The organism is Natrialba sp. PRR66 (assembly GCF_034808065.1).
GTDB lineage: Archaea > Halobacteriota > Halobacteria > Halobacteriales > Natrialbaceae > Natrialba > Natrialba aegyptia.
Genome location: NZ_JAXHGN010000001.1, coordinates 344,950 through 363,125 on the forward strand (window position 1 = coordinate 344,950; position 18,176 = coordinate 363,125).

Here is an 18,176-nt window from a genome sequence, read left to right on the forward strand (position 1 = left end):
GATCGACTGACCGATACCGGATCGAGAATCGGTCGGCCGCCTCAGTGGTCTGAGAGCACACGTTCGACGTGTTACCGCCGCTCGAAAAACCATGGTAGATGATAACTCTCATGTGGGGGACGAGCATCGAATAGACAGACGAACGACGCTGAAACTCGCCAGCGTGGTCGGCCTCGGTGCGGTTTTTTCGGGAACGGCACTCGCCGACGCGAACTCGAGAGACGATCTGTCGGTCGATCCGGAACGCTCCCCACCGTGGGAGAGTCGCGATGACCTCCCGGATCGATGGGCACGAAATCGATGGTTCGTCGAGCTAGACGCACCGCCGACTGCTCGCGGCGGCAACGTGCACGCTCACGCATCCGAACGAGCGAATCTGCGCGCACAGGCTCGTCGGGAGGAGGCCCAGTTTACGGAGCAGTTCGATTACACCACGCTGTGGAACGGCTTATCAGTCGACGCCGATCTAGCGACCGCCATCACGGTAAGCACGTTTGAGAGCGTCAACGCGGTGTATCCGGTTGCGATCGTCGACCGTCCCGAGCCCGAAGACGCATCGCCAGCGCTCGACACCGCACTCGAAATGACCGGTGCTGCGACCGCCCAGTCCGAACTTGGATACTCCGGTGCCGGTCAACGCGTTGCAGTCGTCGACACGGGCATCGATTACAATCATCCGGACCTCGGCGGCAGTGGAAACCAAAACGAGACGTATACTGCTGTCGCCGAGCACGACCGGACCCTCACCGACCCCGACGGCGAACACCATCCCCGAATCAGCCACGGCTGGGACTACGTCGGCGAAGGCTTCGATACTGGCGATCCTGCTACCTCGGAGCCGAACCCGAACCCCGACCCGATGGACAGACAGGGACACGGGACCCACGTCGCCGGAATCGTCGGTGCAGATGCAGCAGCCGAAGACGGTGTCTCCGGCGTCGCCCCCGATACGGCACTCGGTGCGTACAAGATATTCGACGTCGGCTCGAGTTCAGCCGACATTATCGTCGCGGCTCTTGAGGATGCCTACGAAGACGGCATGGATATCATAAACATGTCACTCGGGGCAACGCTGGCGTGGGGGCAGGAATACCCGACGACAGCAGCGAGTAACGAACTCGCCGCACAGGGCGTCGTCGTCGTCAACTCCGCCGGCAACGATGGCGGACTCGGCACCTGGAGCATGAGCGCGCCGGCGAACGGCCACGATATCATTAGCGTCGCTAGTGCCGAGAACACGCACCTCGAAGCGCAGCTTTTCGGCGTCGACCACCGTACAGAGCCGGTCCCGTATCTCGAGATGACCGGCGCAGAACGGCCCCCAACCGAGGGCGAATCTGCGCCACTCGCACTCCCCAATGCGAGTGAACTCGAGGGTGAAAGCGGTTACTTCGGCTGCGATAGCAGTGATTTCGACGAGTTCCCCGAGGGCCATGTCGCTCTGATCGAGCGCGGCCACTGTTCGTTCGCACAGAAGTACCAGAACGCCGTCGAAGCCGGTGCCACAGGCGTCGTGATCTACAATAACGTCTCGGGACTCTTCTCGGGGACGGTCCAAGACGCCGGTGTCGACGGCGTCTGGAGTGCCGGGATCAGCGATACCGACGGTCAATCGCTCGCGACGCTCCTCGAAGACGGGACCGACGTCTCGCTCGAGTTCACAAGCGACGCAGCGACCGTTCCGAATCCGAACGGCGGCCTGTTGTCGGATTTCAGTTCGTACGGACAGGATGTTGAACTCGAGTTCGGCCCGAGCGTCACAGCACCGGGGGGCTTGATTACCTCCACGTATCCACTGGCGCTAGACGGGTACGCGATGTTATCGGGAACATCGATGAGTGCCCCACACGTCGCTGGCGCAGTCGCACTGTTGTGTGAATCTGAGTCGGGTCTCGATCCGGTCGAGGTACGCGATCGGCTCCAGAATACGGCCGAACCCGCGCCGTGGTCGCTCGCGCCGGATCTCGGTCTGGATCATAGCTTCCGGCAAGGTGCTGGGATGATTCAGATCGACGAGACGATTGAAGCCAATCAACGGGTGTCTCCGGGACAGATCGCTGTTGGTGACGGGTCCGGAACCGACGCCACAGTAACGATTCGAAACGATGGTGACGAGGAACTCGTCTATTCGATCGGTCACGTCGGCACGATCGGTACTGCGGGCAACACGTTCGCACCGTCGTTTTACGGAGCCGGAAGCACGCTCGAAGCGCCGGAGACTATCGCGGTACCTGCAGGTGGCGCTGCGGAAGTCGATGTCCGCCTGACTGCGCCCGAACTCGGGCTCCCGAATCACCAGTACGGGGGCTACATTGAGTTTGACCCGATGGACGAGACCGCAGCGACACTTCGGGTACCATACGCCGGTTACGATGGAGACTATCACGACCTGCCGCTGTTCGGATACTACCAGAGTGTCGACGAGTTCGTCGAGCGAGAACCGCGGGTGTCGGCGATCGTCGGTGAAGACGAAGACGGGAATCCGATCACCGAACCGGTCGGGGAAGGCCACGAGTTCACCGTTGCGGACGGTGACTATCCGATCGTCGAGGCGTTCTTCGGGCACTTCCCGCGTGAAATGCGGATATACGCGGTTGATCAGAAGCGCGGGCACGAGTATCTCGTGATGGAAGATCGGTACCTCTCGCGAAGCGAGAGTCCGGACACGTACTACGAGTTCCCGTGGATGGGACTGACGCAGGCCGGAGAAAGCGATAATATGCGGCCAGTTCCGAAGGGGACGTACACGCTCAAGGTGGAAGTCCTGCACACCCTCGGAGAGCCCGAAAACGAGGACCACTGGGAAACCTGGCAGTCGCCCGAGTTCGAGTTGGATACGCGACGGGTCGGGGGACGGACACCAGCGAGCACCCCCGCTTTCGCCAGCGCTGATGAATAGCGGAAGGACCGAATAACGGGTTCAGTAATTGATCGGCTGCGAATGGCTGTCCCTGCGGCGACGGCCCGAAAGCCACAATCGGGTATTCACGGGCTGTTGCTCAACAGTCTCATTCGTCGCTGTTCTCGTCAGCGATGTTTCTGCGAAGATCGTTCATCGCGCCCTCGATAGCCGAGTCAAGTCGGTCCGTGAAACTGTCCTCAGTAGATCGTGAGTTGCCGGGTGTCTCCGTCTCGCCGGTTTCGTCTGCACCGTCCGTTTCAGCGTCGGTGCTGTCGCTCTCGCCTTCTGTTTCGTCGTCGGTCTCCTCGTTGCCGGTGTCCCCGTCGTCACCGTCATCGTTCTCGCCGTCATCGTCCTCACGTTCGTCGTCACTGTCACGGTTTCTCTCGTCGGTTTCGTCCGATCCGGCGTCACTTTCACCGTCGTCACCGCCGTCTCCACTTTCGCCACCGTCATCCTCCTCGTCATTCTCATTGTCGTCATCCTCCTCGTCATCATCTCCATCTTCATCTTCGCCATCGCTGTCGTCATCCGCATCTTCATCATCACCGCCATCACCGCCTTCCTCGCTTTCATCCTCGTCCCCCTCTTCTCCCGTCTCATCGTCTTCATCACTGGTCTCTTGGTCGTCGCTCTCTCCGTTTTCATCCCTGTCCTCGCTATCCGAATCTTCGTCACCTTCCGCCTCGTCCTCTGTATCCTCGTCATCCGCGTCTTCATCATCCGAATCTTCGTCATCCGAACCCTCGTCATCTCCATCCTCACCGGACCCCATCGAGAACCCGTTTTCGCCTCCTTCCTGATCGCCCGAGTTCGGTGTGGACGATCCACTATCGCTCGTCGATGCATCGCTGGCCCCGTTGTCGTCGCCGTTCGTCTCGAGGACGCCGAATCCACTTCCTGTCGAGGGCTCACCGCCGCCACCGCCTAGTTCCGGACCGACGACAGCGACAGTCATTCCGAACGCGACGAGAACGACCAGAATTGTGACCATGAGCATCCCAACTGAACCGTTCCCCTCGGTAGTTGGTTCGCCGGTTTCGTCCGCGCCAGTCATTGGTCGTTGCTTCCCCCGTGTGGCCTTTGTTAAGCACAGCAATTCGGTGGGCACCGAACCGGGGGACTGTTACTGCGTATGCCAAGGCTACAGTATCGGCACCTGCCAAGCGCTCGATTCGAGCACAGCTGAAACTGAACGCAAACAGAGGTAGCCGCTCGCTTCGGCGGAAAATGCGGTGGTTACGGTAGCTGCCGTGGCAGTTTCAATTGTGAAATGACGGTAGTCACCGGCTACTGTCGGGGCCCGTCTCCGGAACCCAAACGACTACCGGCCCGCCACACGCACCGTCTGCTATGGCAGCCTACGACATCGATCGCTATCTCAACATTCGCAGCGCGTACGGCGTCTCCGTTGGCCCCGACGGCGACGAACTCTCGTTTCTGATGGACACGACCGGTACCCCGCAGGTCTGGACGCTCGACGGCCCGCGCGAGTGGCCCCAGCAGCGGACGTTCGCCGACGAGCGCGTCACGTTCGCCTCGTGGTCCCCGGAGCGCCCGGAACTGATCTTCGGAATGGACGAGGGCGGGAACGAGCGCGCCCAACTCTTCCGACTCGACGCCGAGACAGGTGCAATCGAGAACCTGACGGCGATGCCCGACGCCAAGCACCGCTGGGGCGGCTGGAGCCACGACGGCGAGCGGTTCGCGTTCACGTCGAATCGCCGCGACGAGGCCGTCTTCGACGTGTACGTCCAGCACCGAGACGAACATGGGAACGATGCAACCCGTCTCCACGAGGGCGACGGCTGGCTCTCGCTCGCCGGCTGGAGCCCGGACGACTCGCGACTGCTCGTCTCCCAGGCCTACTCGAACTTCGACCAGGACCTGTACGTTCTCGACCTCGAGACGACCGAACTCGAGCACCTCACGCCACACGAGGGCGACGTTCGCTACCAGAGCGCGAGTTGGGCACCCGACGGCGACGGCATCTACCTCGTCACCGACCACGGCGACGCCGATACCCTCTCGCTTGCCTACCTCGACATCGCCTCGGGTGAACTCGAGACCGTCGTCGCGGACGAGTGGAACGTCGACGGCATCGCGCTGGACGACGAAACCGGCCGGTTCGTGTACTCCCAGAACGTCGAGGGGTACACCGAACTCACCGTTGGCGAGTTCAGTGCGGACGACCCGACTGCGTTCGAGGAGTTTCCCGCGCCCGACCTGCCGGGCGGCGTGTCGGGCGGCGTAAGCTTCGGCCCGGACGCGGAGCGGTTCGCGCTGTCGACGACCGGGGATACGGTCAACACGAACGTCTTCGTCGTCGACATCGAGTCCGGCAACGCGGAGCGCTGGACGGATGCACCGACGGCGGGCATCCCGCGCGAGACGTTCGACGAGTCCGAACTGGTTCACGTCGAGAGTTTCGACGGGCTCGACGTGCCGGGATTCTTCGCGCTTCCGGACGATCGAAGCGCCAGTGCAGAGAGTAGCGACGGTGCCGGCGAAACGCCCGTTATCGTCGACATCCACGGCGGCCCCGAGAGCCAGCGCCGCCCCTCCTTCTCGAGCGTCAAGCAGTACTTCCTCGATCGGGGCTACGCCTACTTCGAGCCGAACGTCCGCGGTTCGGCCGGCTACGGGGCCGACTACGCGGCCCTCGACGACGTCGAGAACCGCATGGACTCGGTCGCCGACATCAAGGCCTGCGTCGAGTGGCTGCAAGACCACCCCGCCGTCGATCCCGACCGCATCGTCGCGAAAGGCGGCTCCTACGGGGGCTTCATGGTTCTCGCTTCACTGACCACGTATCCCGAACTCTGGGCCGCCGGCATCGATATCGTCGGCATCGCCAACTTCGTGACGTTCCTCGAGAACACCGGCGACTGGCGGCGCGAACTCCGCGAGGCCGAGTACGGGAGCCTGGCCGAGGATCGCGAGTTCTTGGCGGAGATCTCCCCGACGAACAACATCGAGGATATCGCGGCCCCGCTGTTCGTCCTCCACGGCGAGAACGATCCACGCGTGCCGGTCGGGGAGGCCGAACAGATCGCGGATCGGGCCGGCGAACAGGGCGTCCCGGTTCGAAAACTCGTCTTCGACGACGAGGGACACGGCTTCTCGAAGCTCGAAAACCGCATCGAGGCGTACTCGGCGATTGCCGACTTCCTCGACGAGCACGTCTGATCGAGACACCGGTGGCAGAGCCACGGCGGACGGTTGGGGATGGGAGACGCCCCAGCGGCCCCCTCCCGCATCGGATTGGTGTTCACGACCGATGTCGTCGGCGTGCCTTCGTCCTTCTCGGACCGTCACGGCCCACAGTACTACAAGCGTCGCGTCCGCCATCTGACGCCAATCTGTCGCCAGCAGTACAACGTGATACATAGCAAATCTTTTAGAAAGAGTTACAAGATATTCGCTGAATGGTCGACTGTGCCCGCTATCGAAACGACCGCCCTGACGAAACGATACGGAGAAACCGTCCTCGCCGTCGATGGCCTCGATCTAACGGTCGGCGAAGGGGAGATATTCGGCTTCCTCGGTCCGAACGGAGCCGGAAAGTCGACGACGATCAACATGCTCCTCGACTTCGTCCGCCCCTCCTCAGGAACCGCGACGGTGCTCGGATACGACGCCCAGACGGAGACGGAAGCGATCCGCGAACGCATCGGCGTGCTTCCGGAGGGCGCAACCCTCTACGAGCGGCTCACGGCCCGCGAACACGTCGAGTGGGTCGCCGAAACGAAACGCGCGGATGCGGACGTTGATGCGATTCTCGAACGCGTTGGCATCCTCGAGGACGCCGACCGACCGACCGGCGGGTTCTCGAAGGGGATGCGCCAGCGACTCGGCCTCGGCATGGCGCTCGTCGGCGATCCGGAGCTACTGATCCTCGACGAACCGTCCTCCGGTCTCGATCCGACTGGCATCCAGGACATGCGAAACCTGCTCCGCGCGGAGGCTGACTCGGGGACGGCCGTCTTCTTCTCGAGTCACATCCTCTCGGAAGTCGAAGCCGTCTGCGATCGCGTCGGAATCATGAACGAGGGCGAACTCGTCGCCCTGGACAGCATCGACGGCCTGCGAGATGAGGCGACCGGCGGAGCGACAATCGAACTCGAATTCGAAGCCGAACCCTCGGTGGACCCAGAGATGCCCGCGCTCGACGCCATCGACGGTGTTCAACAAACGACCGTCGAAGATGGCGTCGTGACGGCCGTCTGCGCCGACCCAAGCGTGAAAATCGACGTGGCTCGCGCCCTCGACCAGCGAACGACCGTGACGGATATCCACTCGACGGACACCTCTCTCGAGGAGTTGTTCAACCAGTATACCGGTGGTACCGCGCACGCCGGATCACGCGACTCGACTGACTCGACCAGCGAGGGCGACACGCACAAGCAGGAGGTGACTGCATGAACGCGATTTCGGTCGCCAAACGGGATCTCCTGGATGTCCGTCGCGCCAAACTCATCTGGGTTCCAGTCGCGCTGTACGTGCTGTTTATGCTCCTGTTTTACTGGGGGCAGAGCAACAGCATGAATCCGAGTTTCTACCGGATTATGCTCAGTCTCGCGACGATCGGCGGAGTGTTACTCATCCCGCTCGTCGCGCTCGTCGCAGCGTACCTCTCGGTCGCCGGCGAGCGGGAGTCGGGGAGTGTCAGGTACCAGCTGAGTTTACCGGTCTCGCGGACGGACGTAGTCCTCGGCAAACTGCTCTCCCGGGTCAGCGTCGTGAGCGGCGCGTTGCTCGCCTCGTTCGCAATCGGCCTCGTCGCCGCATGGACGCTCGTTCCGGAGATGAGCGTCGAGTACGGGGATTACGCCGTTTTCGTCGCTCTTACGCTCCTGTATGCGCTCGCGTACGTCTCTATCGCCGTCGCGATTTCGGCGGCCACCGCGAGCCGCTCGCGAGCGATGGGCGGTGCGATCGGCTTCTTCTTCGTCTTCAATATCATCTGGAATTTCCTGCCGATCGGACCTGCGTACATGGCCCGGTTCGTCTTCGAGGAATTGGAGCTGAACTACGCCGCCTCTCACCTCGAGTTCATCTTCAGTCTGAGCCCGACGGGTGCCTATCTCAACGCATTGGAGCTTGCGTTCCCGGCTGAACAGTTTCCCGGACAGGTTGGGTCCGGGTTCGACGTGTTCTACCTACAGGAGTGGTTCATGCTCGTGATCCTCGTTGCCTGGGTCGTCGTTCCGCTCGGGCTCGGGATCTGGCGGTTCCGACGCGCCGATCTCGGGTAGGACGGCCCGCTTCGTTTTCAGTCGATAACGCCCGTTTTCGTCGCCACCTCGCGAGCCGCCTGCTCGTCCATCCCGTTCCCGAGAATCGTATAGCGGTCGCGAATCTCGTGGCACGTCGTCAGCGCCTCGAGCACGGTTTCGTCGTCGAGTCCGAGCTCGGCTGCGGTCGTCGGCGCGTCGATGCTGTCGAGGGCGTCGCGGATGTCCCGCCAGATGCCGCGTTCGCCGCCGTGCAGATAGGCGGTCATGATCGAACCGACACCGACCTGGTGGCCGTGCAGCGCCGCCTCTGGTGCCAGTCGGTCGAGTTGGTGCGAAAAGAGGTGTTCGGCCCCGCTCGCCGGCCGCGAGGAGCCGGCGATGCTCATCGCGACACCGGAGGACATGAGCGCCTTCGTTACGACCCAGGCGGATTCTTCGAGCCCGGGCCGGACGTGATCGGCGTTGTCCACGAGGATTTCCGCGGTCATCTCAGAGAGCGCGGCCCCGTACTCGGAGAACTCGACGTTCTTGAGCCGCTTTGCGAGCCGCCAGTCCATTACCGCCGTGTAGTTCGAGATGATGTCGGCGCAGCCGGCGGTCGTCAGCTCCCAGGGGGCTTCGGCCAGGACCTCGGTGTCGGCGACGACCGCTAGCGGTGGCTCGGCGGCGACGCTGTGGCGCGTATCGCCGTCCGGGACCGAGCCGCGATTGCTCACGATCCCGTCGTGGCTCGCCGCCGTCGGCACCGAAAGAAATCCCATATCGAGGTGGTGGCTCGCCATCTTCGCGATATCGATCGCCTTGCCGCCGCCGACGCCGATGAGATAGGAGGCGGCCTCGGCCTCGGCGGCCTCGATGACGGTTTCGACGGAATCGAACGTCGCGGACTCGATCGTGACGATCGCGGGATCGATCCCCGCGGCCTCGAAATCGGCGGCGACCGGTTCCGCCGCGACCGCTCGCGGCGTCGGACTCGTGACGAGGAGCGGCCGGCCCTGCAGGTGGAGTTCGTCGACGACCTCGACGACCGACGACCGGACGCCGTGCCCGACGACGACGTTTCGCGGCAGGCGAATCCACGTCGACTTCTCGAACATAGTTGCCCTGATTCACCCACGGGATATACGTGTTTTTCCTTGACATCCGTGACATCCGTGGCGTCCTCGGTATCCGCGACAGCCGCGACAATGGCGAGCCGACACGACCGCTCGCCGATCCGTCCCGCTGTCCGTACTGCACTCGGCAGTGTCAGACCGTGTCGAGAATGTCTAGAACTCGCGCTTCGGCGTCGCGGTCCGGCCCGTTTTCGCGTCCCGTCCGGTCGCTTGCGAGGTGGTCCTCGACGGACTGGTCCATCGCCGTTTCGAGGGGTGTCGACTCCCAGCCGAGTTCGGCGAGCTTCGCCGTCGAGAGGACGTGCGGGTACTCGCGATAGAGCGGATAGTCGACGAGTTCGATCTCGGCGGCGGCGAGTTCGCGCGGGCCGGCGTGGACGACGTCGACGGATGTGTCCAATGCGTCGGCGATGAGATCGATCATCTCTTCTATCGTGACGAGGCGACGGTCGCCGACGTTGTACGCCTCGCCGGCCGCGCCGCGTTCGGCGACGAGTCGGAGTGCGCTGGCAACGTCGTCGACGTAGGCGCGGTGCCAGACGTTGGTGCCGTCCCCCGGGATGAGAATGCGGTCGAAGCGGTTCACGCGGTCGATCCAGAAGTCCAGGCGTGCGGTGTAGTCGTGCGGGCCGTAGACGACGCAGGGCCGAACGGACATGGCGTTTACGCCGCGCTCGGCAGCGGCTGCGATCGCACGATCACCCTCCGCTTTGCGCTTGCCGTAGGTTTCCATGGTGTCGTCGGTCGCCTCCTCGGGAGTACAGGGCTCGAGCGGCGTCTCGCCTTCTCGCTTGGGAATGTCCTCGCGGCCGTAGGCCGCACCGCTCGAGATGTAGACGTAGGCCTCACAGTCCGCGAAAATTCGCGTCGCCGCCTGGACGTCTCTTGGCTGGTAGGCGACGCAGTCGAAGACGGCGTCCGGATCGGCGGTCATGGCCGCGGCCTCGAGCGCGGAGTCGTTCGTCCGGTCGCCGTCGATGTGATCGACGCGGTCCTCGTCGGCGAAGGGATTTTCGTGCGTACCACGATTGAGGAGCGTTACGTCGTATCCGTGGTCGAGCAGGTCGGATACCAGATGCCGGCCGATAAAGCGCGTCCCACCGATGACGAGTGCGCTGTCCATACGTGATCCACTCGAGGATGGCGGAAAACGATAGCGGAACGGTCCGTCTGGGCTTCAAGCGGGAGCCGTTAGCGGGTTATCGAGCCGAGAGGTGAGATGCACGCTTACGCACGCTCAGGATTTATCTGCACGATCTGCCTAGCACCGCCGTCGGACGGACTGCAGTCGGCGGACATGCGTCGCACAGTGACGGACGACCGAAATTCAGTCCCGTTTCACACGATCAAGACCATGAACGACCGCAACGAACGCCGACACCGATGGACGGACGAACGCGAACAGGAGCGACCGACCACGGACCGAGACGAGCGTCCAGCCCGTGAGGAGTACCAACGCCGGGTACGGGACCTTCAACCGCGGCGAGAACGGAGCCAGTGGCCCCAGGATGACGAGCGACATCAGTCGTCGAACCGACGTGACCGACGGGACCGAGGACAGTTCGGAGAACGACGCCCTCGCGGCGATATTCGGCAGTACGAACGGGGGCGAACGCGGTCGTCGGATTCGGACCGCAACCGCTCTCGCTCTCGCCCTCGCCCTCGCTCTCGGAGCGACCATCGACGAGGGTTCGAAACGGATGTTCGGGACGCAGACACGCTCGAGTACGGCGGTGAAGCCCGCCACGACCGGCGGGGAGAGACTGACCGCGGCCGGCGAGAAGATCGACGACAGGAACGCCCTCGAGAGACCACGCGGCAGCGACAACCTCGGCGGCAATCACAGCAACGGCGGTCCCAGCAGTCGCGCCGGCAGCCTCCCCAGCAGTCACAGCACTTGCGGCAGTCGGAACCGAAGGAACGAGATTCCTCACGCGGGCACCGCCAGCCGCCACAACAGCCACCGCAACAACAGCGACAGCGTCGAATACCCGAGAACGGGCCGGGTCGTCACCCGGAGCCGGCGGGCCGGTCGGACCAGCACGGCCAATCTCGACAGGCGGATCAGCACAGTCAGTTCGAAACGAACGTACAAGACGCAGGATCGCTCGAATACGGCGGTGAGGCCCGGCAGCCGGACCGATCCCGCGAAGGCGGTCGAGAACGAGTTCGCCGCGAGCGAGGGGCCGATCAGTGGGATTCCCAACGGCGCGATCAGCGCCGACAACCCGAATCACAGCACCAGCGGAGTCACCACCCCCAACCCGAGCCACAACAGCGACGCGGCGGACACGATGACCCCCCTCAGCGTCGCAGCCACCGAGCCCAACCCGAGTTCAGTACGGGTGAGTCGAGCCGATCGCATCGTGCACAGCCACAGGAACAGGCACCGGAGCACCGACAGCGGTCCCCGGACTCGGAACCGGACCGCCGAGGTCGAAACCGATCGATGACGCGGCGAGAGCAGCCGGGTGCCCCCGACGACAGACTGCAGGGAAATCGCACGCAGAATACTCGCCGGAGAGAACAGGGACCCCGGCAGGGACAGGCGACGGCGGGCCGGCACCAGCGTAGCCAGGGGTTCCGGGAGTCGACATCGCGACGGCAGCCCGAGCCGGAACCGCGGCACAGCGATGACGAGCGCCAGCGGTCCGAGCCGGAGCCGCGGGGCGGTGGCGACGAGCGCCAGCACCGAGGAGCGGAACGGCACAGTCAGGAGCCCGGCCGAACTCGTCGCCTGCCGAATCGAGAGTCGGAGCAGGAATCGGGTCGAGCGCCAGAGCGAGGGAGCGATCGGGAAGGACGTCAGGAACGCACCCGAGGACGGAGACAAGGACAGGGACAAGAACAGCACCGAGAGCAGCGCCAGTCCCGGGAGCCGCCGGAAGAACGGCGATCCCGGCGCGAGCCGGCGGCAACGTCCGATCCACAGCGGCGGCCACACCCACAGCGCAGCCAACGGGACCGTCGAAGCAAGAGACGAGACGCGCGCTCACTCGACGAGGGCGACCGCTCGGGATCGGAGACGGGAACTGCGCCGCAGAATCGATCCGGCGGTGGGCTCCAGTACCGGCAGGCGGGACGCCGATCGGAGCGAGGGCACTGGACCGACACGTCGGACCGTGAATCGCGCGGGAACGACGAGGAGCGCGGAAGAAACGCGAGCAGTGACCGGGACGCAACCAGCGATATGAGCAACCGACGTCACGTCCACGAACGGGACCCCGTCGACGACCGGGACGAAGACCGCGACGAGTGACGATCCGGACAGCCGAGTCGGTCGCTGCTGCTAGCGAATCTGTTTTTCTTCACGGAACGCCGTACCGAGCGCACAAGGAGCGAGTTCAGATTTCCGTCGCGGTATCCTCCGTAACAGTAGCCAACGACGACGGCGTGCGGCCGAGCGAGCAGGGACCGTGAGTTATTATCCCGACGTGTGAATTGGCAGGTATGACCGACACCGACGACACTGACGACGCCGATTCGGCGACGAACGCAACACCGACGCTCGCGGACGATGCGATGGCCAACTTCCCCGTTCCCGACTTCGCGGATCTCCCGGAGGACCTCCAAGAGCGAATCGAAGCCGAAACCGAGGAGGCCGGGTTCACGCCGAACGTCTTCTCGGCGTTCGCGTACAAACCCTCGCACTTCCGCGCGTTCTTCCAGTACCACGACGCGCTCGTCGAGGACACCGCGCTCGAGCGCGAGGAGATCGAAATGATCGTCGTCGCCGTCTCCGGCGTCAACCACTGCTATTACTGTAACGTCGCACACGGGGCGCTCGTTCGCATCTACGCCGAGGATCCGCAACTCGCCGATCAGTTGGTCGCCAACTACCGCACGGCGGACATCAACGAGACCCACCGGGCGATGCTCGACGTCGCCGTCAAACTCACCGAGCGGCCGACGGAAGTCGAGAGGGAGGATCTCGAGCGGCTCCGGGACGCCGGCTTTAGCGAGGAGGCGATATGGGATATCGCCGCCGTAACGGCGTTCTACAACCTGAGCAATCGGATGGCGATGTTCGCGGCGATGCGGCCGAACGACGAGTTCCACACGCTCGGCCGCGACTAGTCCGAGCGGCAAACTGGCGGCAGACTCGTCGTGCGGCGCGGGATCTACTAGTCGTCGCTCGCGGCAAATCCGGTCGATTCGGCTTCGAGTTCGGTCTCGGCCATTCCCGGCAGTTCGCCGCGGACGTCGTCCGAGCCCTGCTCGGTGATGGCCTCGCGGTAGGCCTCGGGCATGACCTTCACGAACGCATCGAGGGCGCGTTCCCAGTCGTCGAGCAGGTCCGCGCCGCGGTCGGATCCCGTGTAGGCGACGTGGTTCTCGACGAGTCGCCGCAGCATCTCCTCGTCTTCTTCCTCTAGGTCCTCGTGGAGCGTCGCCATCCCGGTGTTCGCCCTCTCGGCGAACTTGCCGTCAGGGTCGTAGACGTAGGCGACGCCGCCTGACATGCCGGCCGCGAAGTTCGTTCCGGTTTCGCCGAGGACGGCGACGACGCCACCGGTCATGTACTCGCAACCGTGATCGCCGACGCCCTCGACGACGGCCTTGGCACCGGAGTTACGGACGGCGAAGCGCTCGCCCGCCACGCCGTTGATGTAACACTGGCCATCGGTCGCCCCGTAGAGCGCGACGTTGCCGATCGCGATGTTCTTGGTCGGGTCGTAACTCGCCCTGTCGGGCGTTCGAACAGTGAGTTTGCCGCCGGAGAGGCCCTTGCCGACGTAGTCGTTCGCGCTGCCGCTCAGGTGCAGCGAGACTCCGCTCGCCAGGAACGCACCGAAGCTCTGGCCGGCGGTCCCCTCGAGGTCGACCGTGATCGTATCCTCCGGCAGGCCGGCCTCGCCGTAGCGGCTCGTAACCCGGTTCGAGAGCATCGCCCCGACCGCGCGGTCAACGTTCGTCACGTCCGCCGAGAGCGCGACCGGTTCACCGCCATCGAGCGCGTCCGCCGCGGCGTCGATGAACTCGTAGTCGATCTGGCCGTCGAGTTCGTGATCCTGCTCGCGGACCTTCCGGCGCACGTCGCCGGCGGGTTCGGCCAGCACTGCTGAGAGGTCGAGCGAGCGGGCTTTCGGGTGGTCGACGGTGTCGCGCTGGGCGAGCGCGTCCGCCCGGCCGATCATCTCGTCGACGGTCTCGAATCCGAGTTCGGCCATGATCTCGCGTAGCTCCTGGGCGATGAACGTCATGTAGTTGATGACGTGTTCGGGTTCGCCGGGGAATCGCTTGCGCAGGTCCTCGCGCTGGGTGGCGACGCCGACCGGGCAGGTATTCTTGTGACACTGTCGGGCCATCACACAGCCCGAGGTGACGAGCGAGGCGGTGCCGAAGACGTACTCCTCGGCACCGAGGAAGGCGGCGACGGCCACGTCGCGGCCGGTCTTCATCCCGCCGTCGGCGGAGACCCGGATACGGTCGCGCAGGCCGGTTTCACGAAGCATCTGGTTCGCCTCTGCGAGGCCAAGTTCCCACGGGAGGCCGGCGCTCTTGATCGACGTGCGCGGCGAGGCACCCGTGCCGCCGGAGTGGCCAGAGATGTGGACCACGTCGGCGTTTGCCTTCGCGACGCCGGCGGCGACCGTGCCGATGCCGGCTTCGGAGACGAGTTTGACGTTGATATCCGCCTCCTCGTTTGCGGCCTTCAGGTCGAAGATCAGCTGTTTCAGGTCCTCGATGGAGTAGATGTCGTGCAGCGGCGGTGGGGAGATGAGGCCGACGCCCGGGGTCGACTTGCGGACGTGGGCGATCATCTCGTTTACCTTCTCGCCGGGGAGGTGGCCGCCCTCGCCCGGCTTTGATCCCTGGGCCATCTTGATCTGGAGTTCGTCGGCCGAGGAGAGGTACGTCGAGGTGACGCCGAATCGGCCCGAGGCGACCTGCTTGACGTTGCACTCGCGCTCGGTGTCGAAGCGCTCCGGCGGCTCGCCGCCCTCGCCCGTGTTGCTCTTGCCCCCGATCCGGTTCATCGCGATCGAGTTGTTCTCGTGGGCCTCCGGCGAGAGCGAGCCGAGGCTCATCGCGGCTGTCGAGAACCGCTCGACGATGTCCGTCACCGGTTCGACTTCCTCGATCGGAATCGGCTCGCGGTCAGAATCGAACTCGAGCAGGCCCCGAAGCGTCTGGAGGTTCTGATTCTGGTCGTTGATCAGTTCGGCGAACTCCTGATACCGCTCGTAGTCGTTCGAGCGAACCGCCTGCTGGAGCGTGCCGACCGTTTCCGGATTCCACTGGTGAGTCAGGCCGTCCGAGCGGTGTTCGTACTCGCCGTGGCGGTCGAGTTCAGTCTCGTCGTCCGCTCCGAAGGCGGTCGCGTGGCGCTCCCGGAGGTCCGCTTCGATCTCCGCGAGGCCGATCCCCTCGGTCCGGTTCTCGGTGCCCGCGAAGAACTCGTCGACGAGGTCGGAGTCGAGGCCGACGGCTTCGAAGATCTGGGCACCCTGGTAGCTCTCGACGGTCGAGATGCCCATCTTCGCCATGACCTTCAGCAGGCCGTTCTCGAGCGCGCCGACGTAGGCGTCGATGGCAGCCTCGGTGTCTGCACCGTCCGGGCCGGCCGTGAGATCGGCGATCGTCTGGGTGGCCAGGTACGGATTGACCGCGCCGGCACCGTAGCCGACGAGCGTCGAGAGCTGGTGAACGGTGCGGGGTTCGCCGGATTCGACGACGAGGCCGACGTGGTTGCGAAGCCCGTTTCGAACGAGGTGGTGGTGGACGCCGCCCGTCGCGAGCAGGCTCGGAATCGCGACGCGCTCGGCGTCGACGTTACGATCCGAGAGGACGAGCACGTCGTGGCCCGCCTCGATCGCCGCGACGGCGTCCTCGCGAACGCGTTCGACCGCCGCTTCGAGGTCCGAGCCGAACTCGTCGCTCGTCGGTTCGTAGGTGATGTCGATCGTCGCGGCCGTAATGCCGTTCGTCGAGCAGTCCCGAATCGCCCCGAGTTCGGCGTCGGTCAGCACGGGCGAGTCGAGGACGAGTTGGCGGGCGTGGGCGGGCGATTCGTCGAGGAGGTTGCGCTGGAAGCCCAGGCGGCTCTCGAGGCTCGTCACCAGTTCCTCGCGGATGTAATCGAGCGGCGGGTTGGTGACCTGGGCGAACAGCTGCTTGAAGTACGAAAAGAGCGGGCGGTTGAACTCGGTGAGGACGGACAGCGGCGTGTCGTCGCCCATCGAGCCGACGGGGTCTTTCCCTTTCGCGGTCATCGGCTCGAGCAGGTTCTCGAGTTCGTCGTGAGTGTAGCCGAAGGCGGCCTGCTGGGCCCGCAGGTTCGAGACGGGCTGTTGGGGCGTGTTGTCGCCAGTCGACTGAATTTCGGGCAGGTGAACCTGCTCCCGATCGACCCACTCGCCGTAGCGGTCGTCGGTGAGGTCGTCGAAGACCTCTTCGTCGGGGATGACCCGTCCCTCGTCCGGGTCGGCGAGGAAGAGTTGGCCCGGCTTGAGGCGGCCGCGTTCTTCGATTTCCTCGGGATCGGTGTCGAGGGCACCGGCCTCGCTCGCCATGACGAGGCGGTTGTCCGTCGTCACGTCGTACCGGCAGGGACGGAGGCCGTTGCGGTCGAGGACCGCACCGACGCGGTCGCCGTCGGTCGCGGCCACGAGCGCGGGGCCGTCCCAGGGTTCGACCAGCGAGGCGTGGAAGTCATACCAGTCCCTGCGGTCCTCGTCCATCGCGTCGTCCCCGCGCCAGGCCTCGGGGACGAGCATCCGCAGGGCGTGCGCCAGGTCGCGTCCGTCCTGTAGGAGGAGTTCGAGCGCGTTGTCGACGCTCGCCGTGTCGGACTGGCCGGGATCGTTGATGATCGGCTTGACGGCCTCCAAATCGTCGAGGACGTCGCTCTCGATGTCCGTCTCCCGCGCACGCATCCAGTTGATGTTCCCCTTGATCGTGTTGAACTCGCCGTTGTGGATGACGTTCCGGTAGGGGTGTGCGAGGTGCCAGGCCCCGAGCGTGTTCGTCGAGAACCGCTCGTGAATCATCACGAACGTCGATTCGAGGCGCTCGTCGGTGAGATCGGGGTAGTAGGAAGCGACCTGCTCGCCCTTGAGCAGACCCTTGTAGACGAGCGTCTGCGAGTCGAGCGAACAGACGTAAAACCGCTCTTTCCCGTCGATATCCGCCTCGGTGACCGCGTTTTCGAGCGCGCGACGAGCCACGTAGAGCCGTCGGTTGAACTCGTCGCCCGTCACGTCGTCCGTGGGAGCGACGACGACCTGCCAGACGTCGGGTTCAGATTCGAGCGCCGTCGCGCCGAGGTCGGCGTTGTTCGTCGGCACGTCGCGCCACGCGAGCACGTCGAGGTCGTAGGTTCCGAAGGTATCTTCGAGCAGAGAGACGAGTGCGGCGCGGGCGTCGTCGTCGGTCGGCAAGAAGAGCGAGCCGACGGCGTAGTCACCGGGGGCGGGGAGGTCGATATCGAGTTCACCGTCGAAGAAAGCGTGTGGTGTCTGGAGCATGATCCCCGCACCGTCGCCGGTGTTGGGTTCCGCGCCGGTCGTCCCGCGGTGTTCGAGATTAACGAGAAGGTCGAGTCCGTCGGCGACGACATCGTGGCTCGATCCCCCGTCGAGGTCCATGACGACGCCGACGCCGCAGTTCGACCGTGCGTCCGACGGGTCAGAAAGCCCCGTCGGCCGCTCGGCGGATGCTTCGCTGTGTGGCTGTGGCATACCACTGCATACCGAGACGACCTATAAGAGGGTAACCCATAATGACTAAGTGTATTATAAACACATATAATGCGGTATAAGGTGTATTGTTCGCGGGATCGTGATGTTGCTCGTCCACGCGTCCGGCCGTGCGTTCTGAAATTCGGGACAAAACCTGGGCGTCACAGAGGCGATTGTACCGTTCAGCCTGGGAAAAGTGTCAGAGGCACGTAGTGCTCACCCACCAGAGTGAACA

The 18,176-nt window shown here is 64.3% G+C and carries 12 protein-coding genes; 7 read left to right on the forward strand and 5 right to left on the reverse strand.

The window, feature by feature from the left end; translation table 11 throughout:
* Positions 1-91: 91 nt before the first annotated feature.
* Positions 92-2,899, forward strand: a complete 2,808-nt coding sequence (locus SM755_RS01625) for a S8 family serine peptidase (RefSeq protein WP_323171166.1) — start codon at positions 92-94, stop codon at positions 2,897-2,899.
* A gap of 109 nt (positions 2,900-3,008) precedes the next feature.
* On the opposite strand, the gene SM755_RS01630 is transcribed toward SM755_RS01625, so the two are convergent.
* Positions 3,009-3,959 (reverse strand): hypothetical protein, encoded by a 951-nt coding sequence (locus tag SM755_RS01630; protein WP_323171167.1) that lies wholly within the window; start codon positions 3,957-3,959, stop codon positions 3,009-3,011.
* A gap of 296 nt (positions 3,960-4,255) precedes the next feature.
* On the opposite strand from SM755_RS01630, the gene SM755_RS01635 reads away from it, so the two are divergent.
* From SM755_RS01635 to SM755_RS01645, 3 genes are all read left to right on the forward strand, one after another.
* Positions 4,256-6,091: a S9 family peptidase gene (locus SM755_RS01635; protein WP_323171168.1), complete on the forward strand. Its 1,836-nt coding sequence runs from the start codon at positions 4,256-4,258 to the stop codon at positions 6,089-6,091.
* A gap of 249 nt (positions 6,092-6,340) precedes the next feature.
* A complete protein-coding gene (locus SM755_RS01640) occupies positions 6,341-7,327 on the forward strand; it encodes an ABC transporter ATP-binding protein (RefSeq protein WP_323171169.1) in 987 nt (328 codons plus the stop codon).
* Complete coding sequence (locus SM755_RS01645; RefSeq protein ID WP_323171170.1) at positions 7,324-8,160, forward strand: ABC transporter permease subunit; 837 nt, start codon at positions 7,324-7,326, stop codon at positions 8,158-8,160. The genes SM755_RS01640 and SM755_RS01645 overlap by 4 nt, the downstream gene beginning before the upstream one ends.
* Positions 8,161-8,177: 17 nt before the next feature.
* On the opposite strand, the gene SM755_RS01650 is transcribed toward SM755_RS01645, so the two are convergent.
* The 3 genes from SM755_RS01650 to SM755_RS01660 form a co-directional block, all read right to left on the reverse strand.
* Complete coding sequence (locus SM755_RS01650; protein WP_323171171.1) at positions 8,178-9,239, reverse strand: NAD(P)-dependent glycerol-1-phosphate dehydrogenase; 1,062 nt, start codon at positions 9,237-9,239, stop codon at positions 8,178-8,180.
* 151 nt (positions 9,240-9,390) lie between these two features.
* Positions 9,391-10,380 (reverse strand): NAD-dependent epimerase/dehydratase family protein, encoded by a 990-nt coding sequence (locus SM755_RS01655; RefSeq protein ID WP_323171172.1) that lies wholly within the window; start codon positions 10,378-10,380, stop codon positions 9,391-9,393.
* Between the two features lie 204 nt (positions 10,381-10,584).
* On the reverse strand, positions 10,585-10,779 hold the full coding sequence (locus SM755_RS01660; RefSeq protein WP_323171173.1) for a hypothetical protein: 195 nt from the start codon (positions 10,777-10,779) through the stop codon (positions 10,585-10,587).
* Here SM755_RS01660 and SM755_RS01665 point away from each other — a divergent pair.
* The 3 genes from SM755_RS01665 to SM755_RS01675 all read left to right on the forward strand — a co-directional run bounded on the left by SM755_RS01665 (position 10,766) and on the right by SM755_RS01675 (position 13,334).
* Entirely contained in the window at positions 10,766-11,710 is a 945-nt protein-coding gene (locus SM755_RS01665) for a hypothetical protein (RefSeq protein WP_323171174.1), read from the forward strand. The genes SM755_RS01660 and SM755_RS01665 overlap by 14 nt on opposite strands.
* On the forward strand, positions 11,707-12,516 hold the full coding sequence (locus SM755_RS01670; protein ID WP_323171175.1) for a hypothetical protein: 810 nt from the start codon (positions 11,707-11,709) through the stop codon (positions 12,514-12,516). Before SM755_RS01665 ends, SM755_RS01670 begins: the two co-directional genes overlap by 4 nt.
* Positions 12,517-12,707: 191 nt before the next feature.
* Positions 12,708-13,334 carry a peroxidase-related enzyme gene (locus SM755_RS01675; RefSeq protein WP_323171176.1) on the forward strand — a complete coding sequence of 209 codons (627 nt, stop codon included), beginning with the start codon at positions 12,708-12,710 and terminating at the stop codon, positions 13,332-13,334.
* Between the two features lie 47 nt (positions 13,335-13,381).
* On the opposite strand, the gene gltB is transcribed toward SM755_RS01675, so the two are convergent.
* A complete protein-coding gene (gene gltB / locus SM755_RS01680; protein ID WP_323171177.1) occupies positions 13,382-17,941 on the reverse strand; it encodes a glutamate synthase large subunit in 4,560 nt (1,519 codons plus the stop codon).
* Positions 17,942-18,176 lie beyond the last annotated feature (235 nt).